This window comes from Methylobacterium sp. P3_A11 (assembly GCF_056403155.1).
On sequence record NZ_JBFUGA010000066.1, the window covers coordinates 1 to 14,098 of the forward strand.

At 71.3% G+C, this 14,098-nt stretch carries 13 protein-coding genes; 9 read left to right on the forward strand and 4 right to left on the reverse strand.

Going from position 1 to position 14,098, the window contains the following annotated elements; translation table 11 throughout:
• Window positions 1-372: hypothetical protein (locus tag AC1DXK_RS19825; protein WP_477298764.1), on the forward strand; the 372-nt coding region annotated here is incomplete at its 5' end.
• 26 nt (window positions 373-398) lie between these two features.
• Here AC1DXK_RS19825 and AC1DXK_RS19830 read toward each other — a convergent pair.
• Both AC1DXK_RS19830 and AC1DXK_RS19835 read right to left on the reverse strand, forming a co-directional pair.
• The gene (locus tag AC1DXK_RS19830) at window positions 399-710 is read right to left on the reverse strand and encodes a hypothetical protein (protein ID WP_457105400.1); all 312 of its coding nucleotides are present in this window, start codon (window positions 708-710) and stop codon (window positions 399-401) included.
• 361 nt (window positions 711-1,071) lie between these two features.
• Window positions 1,072-1,332, reverse strand: a complete 261-nt coding sequence (locus AC1DXK_RS19835; protein WP_457105399.1) for a hypothetical protein — start codon at window positions 1,330-1,332, stop codon at window positions 1,072-1,074.
• A gap of 577 nt (window positions 1,333-1,909) precedes the next feature.
• Between AC1DXK_RS19835 and AC1DXK_RS19840 the strand changes: the two genes are divergently transcribed.
• From AC1DXK_RS19840 to AC1DXK_RS19855, 4 genes are all read left to right on the forward strand, one after another.
• Complete coding sequence (locus tag AC1DXK_RS19840; RefSeq protein WP_457105398.1) at window positions 1,910-2,338, forward strand: Ros/MucR family transcriptional regulator; 429 nt, start codon at window positions 1,910-1,912, stop codon at window positions 2,336-2,338.
• 281 nt (window positions 2,339-2,619) lie between these two features.
• Window positions 2,620-2,865 carry a hypothetical protein gene (locus AC1DXK_RS19845; RefSeq protein ID WP_457105397.1) on the forward strand — a complete coding sequence of 82 codons (246 nt, stop codon included), beginning with the start codon at window positions 2,620-2,622 and terminating at the stop codon, window positions 2,863-2,865.
• A 236-nt stretch (window positions 2,866-3,101) separates the two neighbouring features.
• Window positions 3,102-4,499 carry an MFS transporter gene (locus tag AC1DXK_RS19850; RefSeq protein ID WP_477298767.1) on the forward strand — a complete coding sequence of 466 codons (1,398 nt, stop codon included), beginning with the start codon at window positions 3,102-3,104 and terminating at the stop codon, window positions 4,497-4,499.
• A 127-nt stretch (window positions 4,500-4,626) separates the two neighbouring features.
• Window positions 4,627-5,586 carry a helix-turn-helix domain-containing protein gene (locus tag AC1DXK_RS19855; RefSeq protein WP_477298769.1) on the forward strand — a complete coding sequence of 320 codons (960 nt, stop codon included), beginning with the start codon at window positions 4,627-4,629 and terminating at the stop codon, window positions 5,584-5,586.
• Between the two features lie 68 nt (window positions 5,587-5,654).
• On the opposite strand, the gene AC1DXK_RS19860 is transcribed toward AC1DXK_RS19855, so the two are convergent.
• Both AC1DXK_RS19860 and AC1DXK_RS19865 read right to left on the reverse strand, forming a co-directional pair.
• Window positions 5,655-7,022: an NAD(P)H-dependent oxidoreductase gene (locus AC1DXK_RS19860; protein WP_457105394.1), complete on the reverse strand. Its 1,368-nt coding sequence runs from the start codon at window positions 7,020-7,022 to the stop codon at window positions 5,655-5,657.
• A 202-nt stretch (window positions 7,023-7,224) separates the two neighbouring features.
• Window positions 7,225-8,133 (reverse strand): LysR substrate-binding domain-containing protein, encoded by a 909-nt coding sequence (locus tag AC1DXK_RS19865; RefSeq protein ID WP_457105393.1) that lies wholly within the window; start codon window positions 8,131-8,133, stop codon window positions 7,225-7,227.
• Window positions 8,134-8,266: 133 nt separating this feature from the next.
• Here AC1DXK_RS19865 and AC1DXK_RS19870 point away from each other — a divergent pair, with 133 nt between their 5' ends.
• The 4 genes from AC1DXK_RS19870 (at window position 8,267) to AC1DXK_RS19885 (ending at window position 13,964) form a co-directional block, all read left to right on the forward strand.
• Window positions 8,267-9,130, forward strand: coding sequence for a class II aldolase/adducin family protein (locus AC1DXK_RS19870; RefSeq protein ID WP_457105392.1), 864 nt, complete (start codon window positions 8,267-8,269; stop codon window positions 9,128-9,130).
• A gap of 271 nt (window positions 9,131-9,401) precedes the next feature.
• Window positions 9,402-10,856 (forward strand): CoA transferase, encoded by a 1,455-nt coding sequence (locus AC1DXK_RS19875; RefSeq protein WP_457105391.1) that lies wholly within the window; start codon window positions 9,402-9,404, stop codon window positions 10,854-10,856.
• A gap of 160 nt (window positions 10,857-11,016) precedes the next feature.
• Window positions 11,017-12,744 (forward strand): ubiquinone-dependent pyruvate dehydrogenase, encoded by a 1,728-nt coding sequence (gene poxB / locus AC1DXK_RS19880; RefSeq protein ID WP_457105390.1) that lies wholly within the window; start codon window positions 11,017-11,019, stop codon window positions 12,742-12,744.
• Window positions 12,745-13,025: 281 nt separating this feature from the next.
• Window positions 13,026-13,964, forward strand: a complete 939-nt coding sequence (locus AC1DXK_RS19885) for a pirin family protein (protein ID WP_457105389.1) — start codon at window positions 13,026-13,028, stop codon at window positions 13,962-13,964.
• Window positions 13,965-14,098: the final 134 nt, after the last annotated feature.

A 14,098-nucleotide genomic window follows, 5' to 3' on the forward strand; every position in this document is an offset into this window, starting at 1 on the left:
GCCGAGCGCGCGGCCGCGCGCGCGGCCGCCGAGCGCATCGCCCGGGGCGCAGGCCTCACCCTCGCGGAGGCGGCCGACGCGGTCGCGCGGACGGGACAGGCCTCGGAACCCCGGGCGACGCGTTCGCCGCCGCCACGGCGGCCCTATGCCTGGGAGCAGCCCAAGGCCGCGGTGACGCCCATCACCGTCGAGGAGTTGCTGCGTCAGAAAAGCGAGACGGAGACATGGCGCAGGCGAGCGGCGAAGGCCGCCGACCGCCGCCGAAAACGGGAGAACGCGGATCAGGAGGCCTACATGGCCGAGCAGCGTGCCCGCCAGGCGGAGCGCGACAAAGCCTGGGCGGCGGGACGGCCGGCTTCGGACGAGCCCTGAGTGCCCGTCACCCGACCGGCGGGCGCTCAGCGGTGGCGAAGGGGTCTCGCCCGCCGATGATGACGCGCGCCGCGGCGGCGGGGGCCGACCCGCGCCGGCGGTGATACCTGCGGTTCCACAGCGGGGGCGCCGGCCGAGACCCCGTCATGGGCCGCGACGATCCGGCGTGCCTCCTCGACACTCATGTCGCAGGCGCTCGTCATCCCCTGCAGGGCGCCCAGCGCCCGATTGTACTCGGGAAGATTGGTGCATCCGGGCACGCCCCAAGCCCAGGCGGGCACCGGGACCGCGCCCGCCACCGCCAGCACGAAGGCGGCAAGAACGTTCCTGAACGACAAGGGCCATCCTCCGTGCAATCCGGGCTCAAATCCCGACCCGCAGCGGGGAAACGCGGTCGTCCCGGCGACGGCTCCGCGCCGGCGGGATCAGGCATCGCCGCACAGGCTCGGACTCAAGCAGGGTCCGGGGATCCGGCGTGCGCGGGTCGATCGCGGTGGGCACCCGGCCGCGACGGTCGCCCTTGGGGCAGCCCTGCGGACTCGCCGACCTCCCGCTGAACCGCGTGCCGATCCGCGCGCTCGTCGTGGCGACGCACGTCGTCACATGCCCCAGCATCCGCGGGTCTCGGCAGCGCCTGCAGAGACCCTGAGGCCACCGGCCAGGGACTCGCCAACCAACGCCGCCCCGGCCGGCTAACCCTCAGGCGGCTTCCAGCAGGAAGTTGGCGCGGCGGAACATCAGCTCACGCCGATAGAAGTAGACGCCGCGCCGCCGCATCGCCGCGTGTGCCGCGTCCGCGTCGAACCCGTAGGGCTTGTCCCGCGACGTGTCGATGCAGCTTACATACGTCCAGTGCACACCGTCGATCATCGGCGGGATCGGCTGATCCTGCCGGACGGCGCAGAAGCTCTGCCCGTCGGAGGCATTGACGAAAATGTAGAACGTCTTCCGCGCGCACATCCGAACCTCCAGAGGACTCGGTGGGTGTCACTGCAACGCAACGGTCAAGTCATAAACCGATTTCGTGGCAATAGTCAAGCTTCTGCCACATTTCCGCCACGCATGCGATCGCGCAGTGTCTCGGTCAGAGCCGACAGTCGGGTTCCTCGGCGGCGGCGGTGCCTGACCCATGCCGCCCTCGATCACGGGGCGCGCCCCTCGCCCTGATAGACATGCCGTCGCGGCGTCGCCGCAGGCGGGATCCAGCCCCATCCTGATGGCGCGTCCACGGTCACGCCGAGACGGCCATGCGAAGTCTTCGCGATGCGGTCGGATCGTCTCGGACCACGACGGTTGGCGAAGCGGAAGCGTCGATGCCCTGAGGGCGACCGTCCGGCGCAGGGCGGCAGATAGCCTAATGGACGAAGCGCAATACCTCAGACAGGAAGCCGACCAGCATGCGACCCGCGAGCGTCGGCAACAGCCATAAAGGAATTTTGTATTCAAAAAATAGATACTTATCGATGCTGTCATCCTGCATTGACACGCATTAATGTCCGAGTATTCATAGTCGTGAAGGATCTGGTGGAGATCAAAAATGACGTCGGTCGATTTGCGCAAGGATCAAGATGGTCTTGAACCCGCGATGCGCGAGATCGCGGTGCGCGTCGTGGCGGCCTATCTGTCGAACAACGCGGTCCCGCACGCCAGCCTGCCGCCGCTGCTCGCGACCGTACACGAGGCGCTCTTCGCGCTGGCGGATCGGCCGCCGGCCGCCGAGACGACCCACGAGCAGCCCACGCCAGCCCAGATCCACGGATCGGTCCGCCAGGACGGCCTCGTCAGCTTCATCGACGGCCGATCCTACAAGACCCTGAAGCGCCACCTGACGGCGCATGGGCTCTCACCCGAGCTGTATCGTGCGCGCTACGGGCTGCCCGAGGATTACCCGATGACCGCACCCGACTACGCCGAGCGACGCTCGGAAATCGCCAAGGCGATCCGGCTCGGACGCAAAGCCGCCTGACCGGCGCAGACGCACTCCCCACCCGCCCTCCCGCATCACGAGACGAGCGGGAGGCCCCGACCGTGGCTCCCACCCTCCCTGCTGAGCCGTGGCACGACCCTGTCGGCGGAACTCTCGACGCGCGGCCCCGTGAACCGATCGCGTTCGCAGGCGTAGATGACCGTGGCGGGTGACCCGCGCAGACGACTGGGTTTCGGGGATCCGCCGCCCTCGGTCGGTACGCGGTTCCTGGACCGGGTGCCCGCATCCGGGAGCCACGATCGAGGGGGAGGAATTCGGCCATGCGGGACCAATCGGGTTGGGTCGCGATCCTGCTCCTCCTGGGTGCGGCGCCGGCCTCCGGGCAGACGGTCCTGGCCCCGTCCGGCGACTCGGCCGTGACGCAGCCCGGCGGCACGCAAGGGCGCTCCGCGCGACGCAACATCCAGGAAGCTTTTCGCAACGGCGACGTGATCGGCCATCCGTCCCGCCCGGTGAACCTCGGAATGCAGCGAGACAGGTCGCGCCACAGGGCGCCGCGCTTCTAGACCGCGTCCGGCCGTGCCCCGTGCGACGCTCCGGCCGACACGGTCGGCGCGCTCCTCGGCGCCGGGGCGATCAAAGGTCTGAGCCGATCCTGCGCGGCAGACGATCACGTCCGGATCGCGCCTGCGGCTTGCGCATGGTGCATTTGTGAACGCCGTCGCGTTTCCCGCTGCACGGTGCGCCGCTATGGCAATGGCTCACCGGCTGCGCGCGCTCCGGTCCGGGAAAGACCACGCTCTTGATCGACGCCAGCCTCAAAGCCGCGACGCCCTCCGAGACCGGCGCGTGCGCGAACGGATCGATCGCGTCCGTCACACGACGGCTCGATTCGCTGCCGATCACGCGGCTCCACGCGGTGGTGCTCGCGGTCTGCACGCTGGGCCTGTTCACCGACATCGCCGAAGTCGCCCTGAGCAATGCCCTGGCGGCGATCTTCCTTGCGCCCCCCCACAACATGGCGCGGGGCAGCCTCTCGCTGCTCCTTGCCTCCGTCTTCGCCGGCGGGGCCATGGGTGCCCCCGTCTTCGGGATGCTGGGAGATCACCTCGGCCGCAGGCGCGCGCTGCAGGCCTCCCTGGCCCTGATGGCCGCCGGATCGCTGGCCGCCGCCGCAAGCGAGGGGCTCACGGCGCTGACCGTCGCCCGCACGGTCTCGGGTTTCGCGATCGGCGGATTCCCGCCCCTGGTCGCCACCTACCTCGCCGAGGTGATGCCGGCACGCCGCCGCGGCGCGACGCTGCTGATCTGTGCCGGCATCGGACTCTTCGGCGGCCTGGCAATCATCCTCCTGGTCCAGGCTCTCGCACCGGGTGCGCCGCTCGGAATCGAGCCGTGGCGCTGGGCGCTGATCCTCGGCGGCGTCCTGGCGGCGCTCGGCGGCCTTCTGTTCACGCGGTTGCCCGACTCGCCGCGGTGGCTCGCCTCGGTCGGGCGCTCCATCGAGGCCGACGGCGCCTGCCGGCGGTTCGAGCGCGCGGCCGGCCGGGCGCCCGTCGTTGAAGCGCGCAACCTCGCCCCCGCGCCGGCCGCGCTCAAGGCTGCGGGCTTCCGCGCCCTGTTCACCGAGACGCGCGCGTTACGCCGGACGGCCCTGTTCGTCGGGCTCTACACGCTCGCCCCCCTGGCGACGATCGCCTTCCCCCTGCTCAGCGCCGTCGTGATGGTGGAGAAGGGCTTCAAGGTCGATCAATCCCTCGCCTTCGCCGCGCTGTCGATGCTGGGGCCGCCGCTCGGCACACTGCTGACCGCGCTGGCGATCGACCGGCTCGAGCGGCGCGCCTGCCTGACGGCCCTGGCGGCGGCGATGGCGGGCCTGGGCACGGCCTTCGCGGCGAGCGGCACGTTCCTGACGCTGGTCCTGATCGGCATCGCCTTCAACACCGCGGCGGCGACCTATGGCAGCATCCTCGCCGTCTACGCGACGGAACTGCTCCCGACGCCGCTGCGGGCTTCGGCCATGACCTGCGCCTGGGCCGGCGGCCGGGTCGCCGCCGCCCTGGCGCCGATCATCCTCCTGCCGATCCTCTCGGCCTACGGGCCGCACGCGATGTTCGCGGTGATCACGTTCGTCCTCGGGGCGAGCGCGGCCCTGCTGCTCACCGGACCGCGCGGACTGTCCGGCAGCGCCGTCGCATAGGGAGGCCGCAGGCTACGGGCTCGCGGAGCCGGACCGGACGGCGTCGGTTGTAAATCCGGCAAGATTCACACGATAGAGTTGCGCAGTTGGTGCGAGGGAATCGCCGGGCGCGACGGGAGTGTCACACGTGTCGAGCCCGGCCCTTGTCCCAAGTCTCGTCGAGACGACGAGCCACATCGAGCCCAAGCGGGCCTTCGAGTTCTGGCGCTGCACGGCCCTGGCGGCGTTCGGCGACATCGGCCGGCAGCATCCCCGGGAGCGGTTCTCGGCCAAGCGCCTGTCCGTGGCCTCGGCCAACTGGTCGCTGACCCACACGGTCAGCAGCCCGGTCGAGGTGGAGTTCCGCTCGCGGCATGTCGATCGGAACGCCCGCGGAATGGTGGTGATCGGCCTCGGGCTCGACGGCATCGGCTATCAGGAGCAGAACGGCCGCGGCGCCCAGCTCAACCCCGGCGACCTCAGCTTCCTGTCGCGGAACCGCCCCTTCGTGGCCGGTACCCAGAGCGCCTACGACGAGATCCGGCTCGCCGTGCCGCGCGAGATGTTCGAGGCCTGGGTCGGCGACGCCGACGCGTTCGCGGGCCGCAGCCTCAACCCGCACCCGGCAGGCGCGGAGGTCCGGGCGCGCCTGCGCGGCCTGGCCGGCTCGATCGCCTGGATGTCCGAGAGCGAGGGGCAGACCGCGATCGAGGGCGTGCTCCATCTCCTCGGCCGCCTCGTCGACGGCACGGACCGGCGCACGAAGCCGGAGGAGGTCTCGCAGGCGGCCGTGGTCTCGCTCGCCCGCGCCCACATCGCGCGCCGGATGCACGATCCCAGCCTGAACCCGCAGGACATCCAGAAGGCGCTGGGCCTGTCCCGGACCAGCCTGTACCGCGCCTTCTCGGAGGCCGGCGGCATCGCGGCGGCGATCCGCGACGCCCGTCTCGACCTCGCCCGCCGGCGCCTCAAGGCCGCCGGCGACGACAAGGTGCGGATTGCCTCGATCGCCTATGCCTGCGGGTTCACCGACGTGCCGACCTTCAACCGCGGCTTCCGCAAGCGCTTCGGACTGGCGCCGGGCGACCTGCGGACGGCGCCTCCCTGATTCGGTCCGCGTCCGGCCGGCGCATCGGCCCGCCTCGGCCGGATCGCGGGCGGCGGCGCGCCCACGGCCTAACCGGCAGTCCGGGCGAACCCCGCTTCCCGGCGGAACAGGTCCTCCATCTCGCGCCGGACGCGGATCGCCTCCTGACCGGCGTCGAACACCACGTCGCTCCAGCGCACGGCCCGGCCCGCGGGCACGTCGTTCCGGAGGACCATGTTGTGGGCGAGGCCGATCGGCAGGGCGTCCTGCGCCAGCGAGTCGGCCGCCGGCATCAGCTTGCCGTAGACGGTGAACCCGCCCTCGCCGTCGAGCCGCTCGCCGGCCCGCAGCGCCCGCTTGGCGGTGGCGGCGACGTCGCCGCGCCAGTCGCCCGTCGCTCCCGTCGCCTCGCCGCGGACCGCGATGGAGGCGACCGAGATCCCGAGTTCCAGGCCGATCAGGTGATAGGGCTTGTAGGTGGCGGCGAACCGGCCGCTGGCATCGGTCTTGAGTCCGTACTGGGCGAAGCAGTCGCGCACGTAGGGGCTCGGCGCCTCGAACACCGCGTAGACGCCCCAGCGCAGATCCCGAAACACCGGCCGCCCGTCCCGCTCGACGGATGAGACCACCTCGACGGTGCCGCGCTCGGTCAGGAGGCCGCCATCCGCCACGGGCTTCAGGATGCCCGGCAGGTCGTCGACACCGCAAGGCGGGAAGGCGAGGCCGTCGCGTGGCGGGGTGAGCCCGCAGGCATTGGCCACGGCAGCCATCTCCAGCGCCGACTTGGTACCGTCGAGAAAGGAGTTGAACATCTGCGGGTTGAAGTCGCCGCCCGCGACCTGGCTCTCGCTGAAGCCGTAATGGCCCCAGACCGTGTCGGGCGTGGAGGCGTGGTAGGCCGGGAGGTACTTGGTGCCCTTGCCGGCGCAGATCACCTCCAGCCCGATGGTGCGAGCCCAATCGACCAGCTCGGCGATCAGGGCCGGCTGGTCGCCCGAGGCCATGGAGTAGATCACCCCGGCCTCGGCCGCCTTGCGCGCCAGCAGCGGCCCGGCCAGCACGTCGGCCTCGACGTTGACCATCACGATGTGCTTGGCCGCCGCGAAGGCCTTGAGCGCGTGGCGGATGCCGGCGGCCGGGCTGCCGGTGGCGTCGATGACGATGTCCACGAACGGGCTCGCGATCATCGCGTCGGCATCCTCGGTCACGAGGGTCGTGCCGCCGCGCGCGGCCTCCTCCAGCCCGCGCGCGGCGAACCGGGGATCGTCCCAACCGACCCGCCGCAGCGACTCGCGCGCCCGGTCCGGCGACAGGTCGGCCACGGCGACGAGGTGGATGCCGGGCGTGCGCGGCGCCTGCGACAGGTACATCGAGCCGAACTTGCCGGCCCCGATCAGTCCGACCCGGACTGGCCGGCCCTCGTCGGCGCGCCGCTGCAGCTTGGCGGATAGGGACATGGGGCGTTCTCTCCCTGAGCGGCGCGCGGTCGGGCTCGGATCCCGCCGCGTTCGCCACGTTGTTCGAGCCTGAACCTAGAGCGATTCCCGATGCTGTTGAGACCGGTCGAATGACAGGACTGGCCCCGCCGGTTCGTGCGATGGGACGCGCGCCCTTTCCCCGGCGGGAGAGGGCTGGTGTGAGGGATCAGGTCTGTCCGCCTCAGGCCGCGCCCGCCCGGCTCTCCGCCTCCACGTCGAGCAGCCAGCGGCGGAAGGCGCGGATCTTCTCCAATGCACCGTCGCGCTCGCGGTAGCAGATGAAGTGGAGGTCGCGGGTCAGGCTCGCGACCCGGCCGCCGCCGAGGCGCACCAGCTGCCCGGCGGCGAGTTCGTCTCGGGCGAACCGCAGGGTCTCCAGCGCCACGCCGAGCCCCTGAACGGCCGCCGAGATCACCAGCGAGCCCCGGTCGAAGGCCGCGCCCGCCGCCCCGCCCGGGACCAACAGGCCGTTATGGGCGAACCAGTCAGGCCAGCGGACGGGGCTGAACGACGAGTCGAGCCGGGTGAAGGGCGCGATTTCGCCGGGCGCGGCTGCCTCGGTGGCCCGGGCGACCTCGGGCGTGCACAGGGCGGCGATCTCCTCCGGCCCCAGGGACTCGACGGTCAGGCCGGACCCGCGCGGCGGGCGGCCGTAGGCGATCAGGATGTCGATCTCCTCGTGCCGGCCGAGATCCACCGAATCGGCGCTGGTGGAGAGCCGGATGGCGATGCCGGGATGGGTCTCCACGAAGGCGGGCAGCCGGGGTCCCAGCCACTTCGCCGCGAAGCTCGGCGTGCAGTGCACGGCCAGCGACGAGGGCGGCGGCGGGCTGAGCTCCGCGCAGACCGCCTCGATCGTGTCGAAGGCGCTCGAGAGGCCCGCGAGCAGGCGCTGGCCGTCGGCGGTGAGCGTCGCCTGCCGGTTCGCCCGCCGGAACAGGGCGCGCCCGAACCAGCGCTCCAGCGCGCGGATCTGGTGGCTGACCGCCGAGGGGGTGAGGTGCAGCTCCTCGCTGGCGCGGGCGAAGCTACCCAGGCGCGCGGCCGCCTCGAAGGCCCGCAGGGCTGGGAAGCTCGGGATCCGGCGCATGCGTCAATCCGTGAATTGGATTCATGGAACGCGTGAAAAATCGTCGTTTGTCAATGCGCGAAGGGAGCAAGATAGTGCGGGCCATTCCGCGATCGGCCGTCGCCCCGTCGACGCCGGAGGACGAGGAGACGCCATGCTCGACGATCATTCCCACGACGAGGCCGCCACCCTCGACCTGCCAAACGACGATGCCGGTCGCAAGCGGACCTCCATCTACCAGCCCGAGCAGGCCGGCCTGATCTTCCCGGAGATCCCGGACTTCGCCAACCACGCCGAGGAGCGGGACTACCGCAAGAAGCACCTCGTCGCCGCCTGCCGCGCCTTCGCGATGCACGGCTTCGACTACGGCTTCGCCGGGCACCTGACGATCCGCGACCCGGAGCGTCCGGAGCTGTACTGGACCAACCCGATGTGCGTGCACTTCTCGCAGGTGCGGATGTCGAACCTGATCCTGGCCGACCACAAAGGCCGGGTGGTCGAGGGGCGCCACGCCATCAACCGCGCGGGCTTCGTCCTCCACGCCGCCGTGCACGAGGAGTACCCGGAGGTCATGGCGATGTGCCACGCGCACACCACCTACGGCACCGCGTGGTGCGCCACCGGCCGGCCGCTGGAGATGATCAGCCAGGATGCTGCGGCCTTCTACAACAGCCACGCGGTGATCGGCGCCTCGGCGGGCGCCGTGGCGGTGGAGAAGGAGAGCGGGCTCTCGGTCGCCCAGCAGATCGGCCGCAACCGCGGCGTGCTGCACCAGAACCACGGCCTGCTGACCTGCTCGCAGCACAGCATCGACGACGCGGCCTTCTGGTTCATCGCCCTGGAGCGGGCCTGCCAGCAGCAGCTCCTGGTCGAGGCCTCCGGCATCAAGCCGCAGCTCCTCTCGGAGAAGACCGCCCGCTACAGCCGCGAGCACGTCGGCAGCGACTACATCGGCTGGCTGCACTTCCAGACGCTGTACAGCCACATCGCCGAGACCCAGCCCGACATGTTCGCCTGAGGCCGGCCGGCGCTGCCCCGCGCGGACGGCACCGCGACGGACACGAGGGCCGGCCGAAAGGCCGGCCCTTCGGCTGTGGGGGCATCCCGGCGGGCCGGAAGCAGGGCCGCGGAGCCACCCGCGACCCGAACGCGGGGCCGGATGGGTGATCTGCGAGCCCTGCCCCGTGGCGGAGGCGGTCCAGCGCGTCCGTCATAGCGATCGGCGGGATCGCGATTGATTCATCCGTCGCGGGCGGCCAGCATGCGCGGGCGATACGAGGGCCGCGACCATGCCGAAGGGACACGCCGCCGCCGATGCCCTGCCGGCGATCCTCGCGGAGGTGCTGGACACCCTGGCGCTGCCTTCCCACGCGGCAAACCGGCTGGCGGTCACCGGTGCGGAAAGCCTGCCGTCGTGCTTCCCGGTCAGCGAACTGGCGGCGGCGGCGATCGGTGCCGCTGGCCTGGCCGTATCCGAGCTTCTGGGCTCGGTTGGGCCACCGCCCACCGTAACGGTGGATCGACGGCTGGCCTCGGCGTGGTTCGGCGTGTCGGTGCGACCGCGCGGATGGTCGATGCCGGCAGCCTGGGATCCGATCGCCGGCGATTACCGGACGGCGGATGGCTGGATCCGGCTGCACACCAACGCGCCGCGCCACCGCGCTGCCGCCCTCGCGGTCCTCGGCTGCGCGGGTGAGCGGGACGCCGTCGCGGCCGCTGTCTCGTCCGAGGCGGCCGAGGTCCTGGAATCCGCCATCGAGCGCGCGGGCGGCTGCGCCGCGGCCATGCGCAGTCCGGAAGCGTGGCAGAGCCTGGACCAGGGCCGGGCCGTCCGGGCCGAACCCATCGTGTCGATCGCGGAAACGCCCGGCCTGCGCCGGTCGCCGTGGCGCCCGGACCCGAACCGCCCCCTCGCGGGGATCCGGATTCTTGACTTGACCCGCGTCCTGGCGGGACCGGTCGCCACGCGCTTCCTGGCCGGGCTGGGCGCCGAGGTCCTGCGGATCGATCCGCCGGGCTGGACCGAACCGTCCCTGGAGCCTGACGTCACCCTGGGCAAGGTCTGCGCGCGACTCGACCTCCGTCAGGTGGCCGACCGGACGCAGTTCGAGACGCTGCTCTCGGAGGCGGACATCCTCGTGCACGGATACCGCCCGGGCGCCCTGGAGGGGCTCGGCTACGGTGAGGCCCGGCGCCGGGCGCTGAATCCAGACCTGATCGACGTCGCGCTGTGCGCCTATGGGTGGACCGGACCGTGGGCGGGCCGTCGCGGCTTCGACAGCCTCGTCCAGATGACGACGGGCATCGCGGCGGCCGGCATGCGCTGGAAACAGGCCGACCGGCCGGTGCCGTTGCCCGTCCAGGCCCTCGATCACGCCACCGGCTATCTGATGGCGGCGGCGGCCATACGAGGTCTGATGACGCGGCTGCTGGAGGCGCGGAGCGTCACCGCCCGGCTCTCCCTCGCGCGGACGGCGCTGCTGCTGACGGACCATGCCGGCGGCGCGCCCGGGACCGCCTTCAGCGAACACCAGGATCGGGACTACGCGCCGGACATCGAGCATACGGCTTGGGGCGCTGCCCTGCGGTTGCGTTCACCCGTGCGGTTCGACGGCCTTCCGCTGCGATGGGACCGTCCGGCCTGCGCCCTCGGCTCGACGGAAGCGACGCAGGTCGAGACCTTCGCGCGCGCGCAGTCCTCCGCGCCCGGCCACCTTGCCGGCAGCGCGGGAGCCGGACCTTGATCGTCGGCGGACCCGTTGTGCCCGGCCCGAGGCCCTTCGACGGCGGGCGGTATCGGACTCCCGGCGGACCGCCCCCCCCGAAGACCGGGTGGGCCTCGGGCCGGCTGGCTCCTGACCCTACGAGCCCGTCACGCATCACCAAGCAGCCGAGCGAGAGCCCATGAGCATGAAGGTCGCCGAACTGTTCGTCCGGGCGCTGGCGCAGGCCGGCGTGAAGCGCATCTACGGCATCGTCGGTGACAGCCTCAACGGGCTGACCGAGGCCCTCCGCCAGGACGGCTCGATCGCCTGGATTCACACGCGCCACGAGGAGAGCGCCGCCTTCGCGGCCGGCGCCGAGGCGCACCTGACCGGCGACCTCGCCGTCTGCGCAGGCTCCTGCGGGCCGGGCAACCTGCACCTGATCAACGGCCTGTTCGACGCCCACCGCTCCCGCGTGCCCGTTCTGGCCATCGCGGCCCAGATCCCCTCGGCGGAGATCGGACGGGGCTACTTCCAGGAGACGCATCCGCAGAACCTGTTCCAGGAATGCAGCCACTATTGCGAGCTGGTGTCCTCTCCGGCCCAGCTGCCGGGCGTGATCGAGACGGCGATCCGCGTCGCCATCGCCGAGCGCGGTGTCGCCGTGGTGGTGATCCCCGGCGATGTCGGGCTCATGGCCATGCCGGGCGGGGCGCCCGAACTCTCGGCCGCCCTGGTGCCGCCCCCGCCCGTGGTGCGCCCGCGCGATGCCGACCTCGACGCGCTGGCCGGGATGCTCAACGCGGCCGGGCGCGTCACGCTGTTCTGCGGCCGCGGCTGCGCCGGCGCCCACAGGGAGCTGCTGCAGCTCGCCGAGGCGCTGAAGGCGCCCGTGGTCCATGCTCTGGGCGGCAAGGAGCACGTCGAGTGGGACAATCCCTACGACGTCGGCATGACCGGCCTGATCGGCTTCTCCTCGGGGTACCGGGCGATGCTCGATTGCGACACCCTGCTCCTGCTCGGCACCGGCTTCCCCTATCGCCAGTTCTATCCCGAGACGGCCAAGGTGGCGCAGGTCGACCTCCGGGCCGAGAGTCTCGGCCGCCACTGCCGGATCGACCTCGGCCTGATCGGCGACGTCGGCGAGACGATCACGGCGCTGCTGCCGAAGCTGCAGCCGAAGACCGACCGGGCGCATCTCGACGACAGCCTCGCCCATTACCGCAAGGCCCGCGCGGGCCTCGACGCCCTGGCGGTGGGCAAGCCCGGCGGCAAGATCCATCCGCAATACGTCGCCCGCTCCCTGAGCGAGGCGGCCTCCGAGGACGCGGTGTTCACCTTCGACGTCGGCACGCCGACGATCTGGGCGGCGCGCTACCTCGCCATGAACGGCAAGCGCCGGCTGATCGGCTCGCTCAACCACGGCTCCATGGCCAACGCCCTGCCGCAGGCGATCGGCGCGCAGGCGGCCTATCCCGGGCGGCAGGTCATCTCGTTCTCCGGCGATGGCGGCTTCGCCATGCTGATGGGCGACCTTCTGACCCTCAACCAGCACAGGCTGCCGGTGAAGATCGTGGTGCTCAACAACGGCACCCTGGGCTTCGTCGAGATGGAGATGAAGGCCGCGGGCTTCCTCGAGACCGGCGTCGCGCTGGTGAACCCGGACTTCGCCGCGATGGCGAGCGGGGCCGGCATCTTCGCCCGGCGCGTCGAGGATCCGGCCGCGCTGCCGGAGGCGATGCGCGCGATGCTGGACCATGACGGCCCGGCCCTCCTCGACGTCGTCTCGGCCCGTCAGGAACTGTCGATGCCGCCGAAGGTCGGCCTCGAACAGGTGACGGGTTTCGGGATGTGGCTCGCCAAGGCGGTGATCGACGGGCGCGGGACCGAGATCGTCGACCTCGCCAAGACCAACCTCTGGCGCTGAGCCGCCGATCCAGGCCTGATCCGGCACGGGGCTGCGCGGCGGTCGCATCCGAACCGGCGATGGCGGCGCGCCCTGCTCCGCGGATCGACTGGCGACCGCGTCCAGGCCGTTAGATTTGGAAACGATGCGTTTCGATCGTTTCTATTTCAACCTGGAAGGGAGCGGTCCAGGATGACCAAGACGCCAAGCCGACCCCGAACGGTTCCGGGGCGGCCCAGCAGGGGCCACCATCCGCGACGGCCGATCGCGGTATCCGCCATTCCCCGCGAAGGAGCAACGCCATGAGCTGGCACAGTGCCGAGGACCCGATCCCGGGCGACCATTTCAGCTGCGACGCGATCCGGACCCTGATCGTGCCCCGCTCGCGCGATCTCGGCTCCTTCGCGGTCCGGCGGGCACTCCCCTCCACCGAGTGCCGGATGGTCGGGCCGTTCATCTTCTTCGACCAGATGGGGCCTTCCGAGTTCCTGCTCGGACAGGGCATGGACGTGCGGCCCCATCCGCATATCGGCCTGTCCACCGTCACCTACTTGTTCGACGGCGAGATCATGCACCGCGACAGCCTCGGCACCGAACTGCCGATCCGGCCGGGCGAGCTGAACTGGATGACGGCGGGTCGCGGCATCACCCATTCGGAGCGCACCGCCCCGACCCTGCGGCAGACCGGGTCCAGGCTGTTCGGCATCCAGAGCTGGGTCGCCTTGACGGATCGCGACGAGGAGAACGCGCCGGCCTTCGAGCATTACGACGCCGCCGCGCTGCCGGTCCTGACCGGCGAGGGCAAGACCGTCCGGCTGATCGCCGGCGAGGCCTTCGGGGCGCGCTCGCCGGTGCGGACATCGAGCCCGATGGTCTACGCCGACGTGGCGCTCGAGGCCGGCGCCGTGCTGCCCCTCGACCCGACCTACGACGAGCGCGCCATCTACACGGTCGCGGGCGGGATCGAGATCGCCGGCGACGGATTCGGCCCGGGCCAGCTGCTGGTGTTCCGACCGGGCGACCGCATCAGCGTGCGCGCCCTGGATGCGGCGCGCTTCATGGTGCTGGGTGGCGAGCCGATGGACGGCCCACGCCACCTCTGGTGGAATTTCGTCTCGTCGCGGCCCGAACGGATCGCGCAGGCCAAAGAGGATTGGCGCCAGGGTCGGTTCGACACCGTGCCGAACGACGCCGAATTCATTCCCCTGCCGGACGACCCGCAGCCCGTGCGCTACCCGTGAACGCACGCGTTCAAGCAGGTGCATCGCGGGAACGGACGCAACCCTAGCGCGAATGTTAAGGAGTCGTTAACCATTTTGCGTCGGTGTGGCCTGATCCCCTGATGCCTCACCGAAGGCTCGCGCAGCACCCGCTC

Coding starts and splice junctions, on each gene's coding strand:
- AC1DXK_RS19835 (WP_457105399.1), bottom strand. CDS start 1,332: ATGTGCGCGCGGAAGACGTTCTACATTTTCGTCAATGCCTCCGACGGG.
- AC1DXK_RS19840 (WP_457105398.1), top strand. CDS start 1,910: ATGACGTCGGTCGATTTGCGCAAGGATCAAGATGGTCTTGAACCCGCG.
- AC1DXK_RS19845 (WP_457105397.1), top strand. CDS start 2,620: ATGCGGGACCAATCGGGTTGGGTCGCGATCCTGCTCCTCCTGGGTGCG.
- AC1DXK_RS19860 (WP_457105394.1), bottom strand. CDS start 7,022: ATGTCCCTATCCGCCAAGCTGCAGCGGCGCGCCGACGAGGGCCGGCCA.
- AC1DXK_RS19865 (WP_457105393.1), bottom strand. CDS start 8,133: ATGCGCCGGATCCCGAGCTTCCCAGCCCTGCGGGCCTTCGAGGCGGCC.
- AC1DXK_RS19870 (WP_457105392.1), top strand. CDS start 8,267: ATGCTCGACGATCATTCCCACGACGAGGCCGCCACCCTCGACCTGCCA.
- AC1DXK_RS19875 (WP_457105391.1), top strand. CDS start 9,402: ATGCCGAAGGGACACGCCGCCGCCGATGCCCTGCCGGCGATCCTCGCG.
- poxB (WP_457105390.1), top strand. CDS start 11,017: ATGAGCATGAAGGTCGCCGAACTGTTCGTCCGGGCGCTGGCGCAGGCC.
- AC1DXK_RS19885 (WP_457105389.1), top strand. CDS start 13,026: ATGAGCTGGCACAGTGCCGAGGACCCGATCCCGGGCGACCATTTCAGC.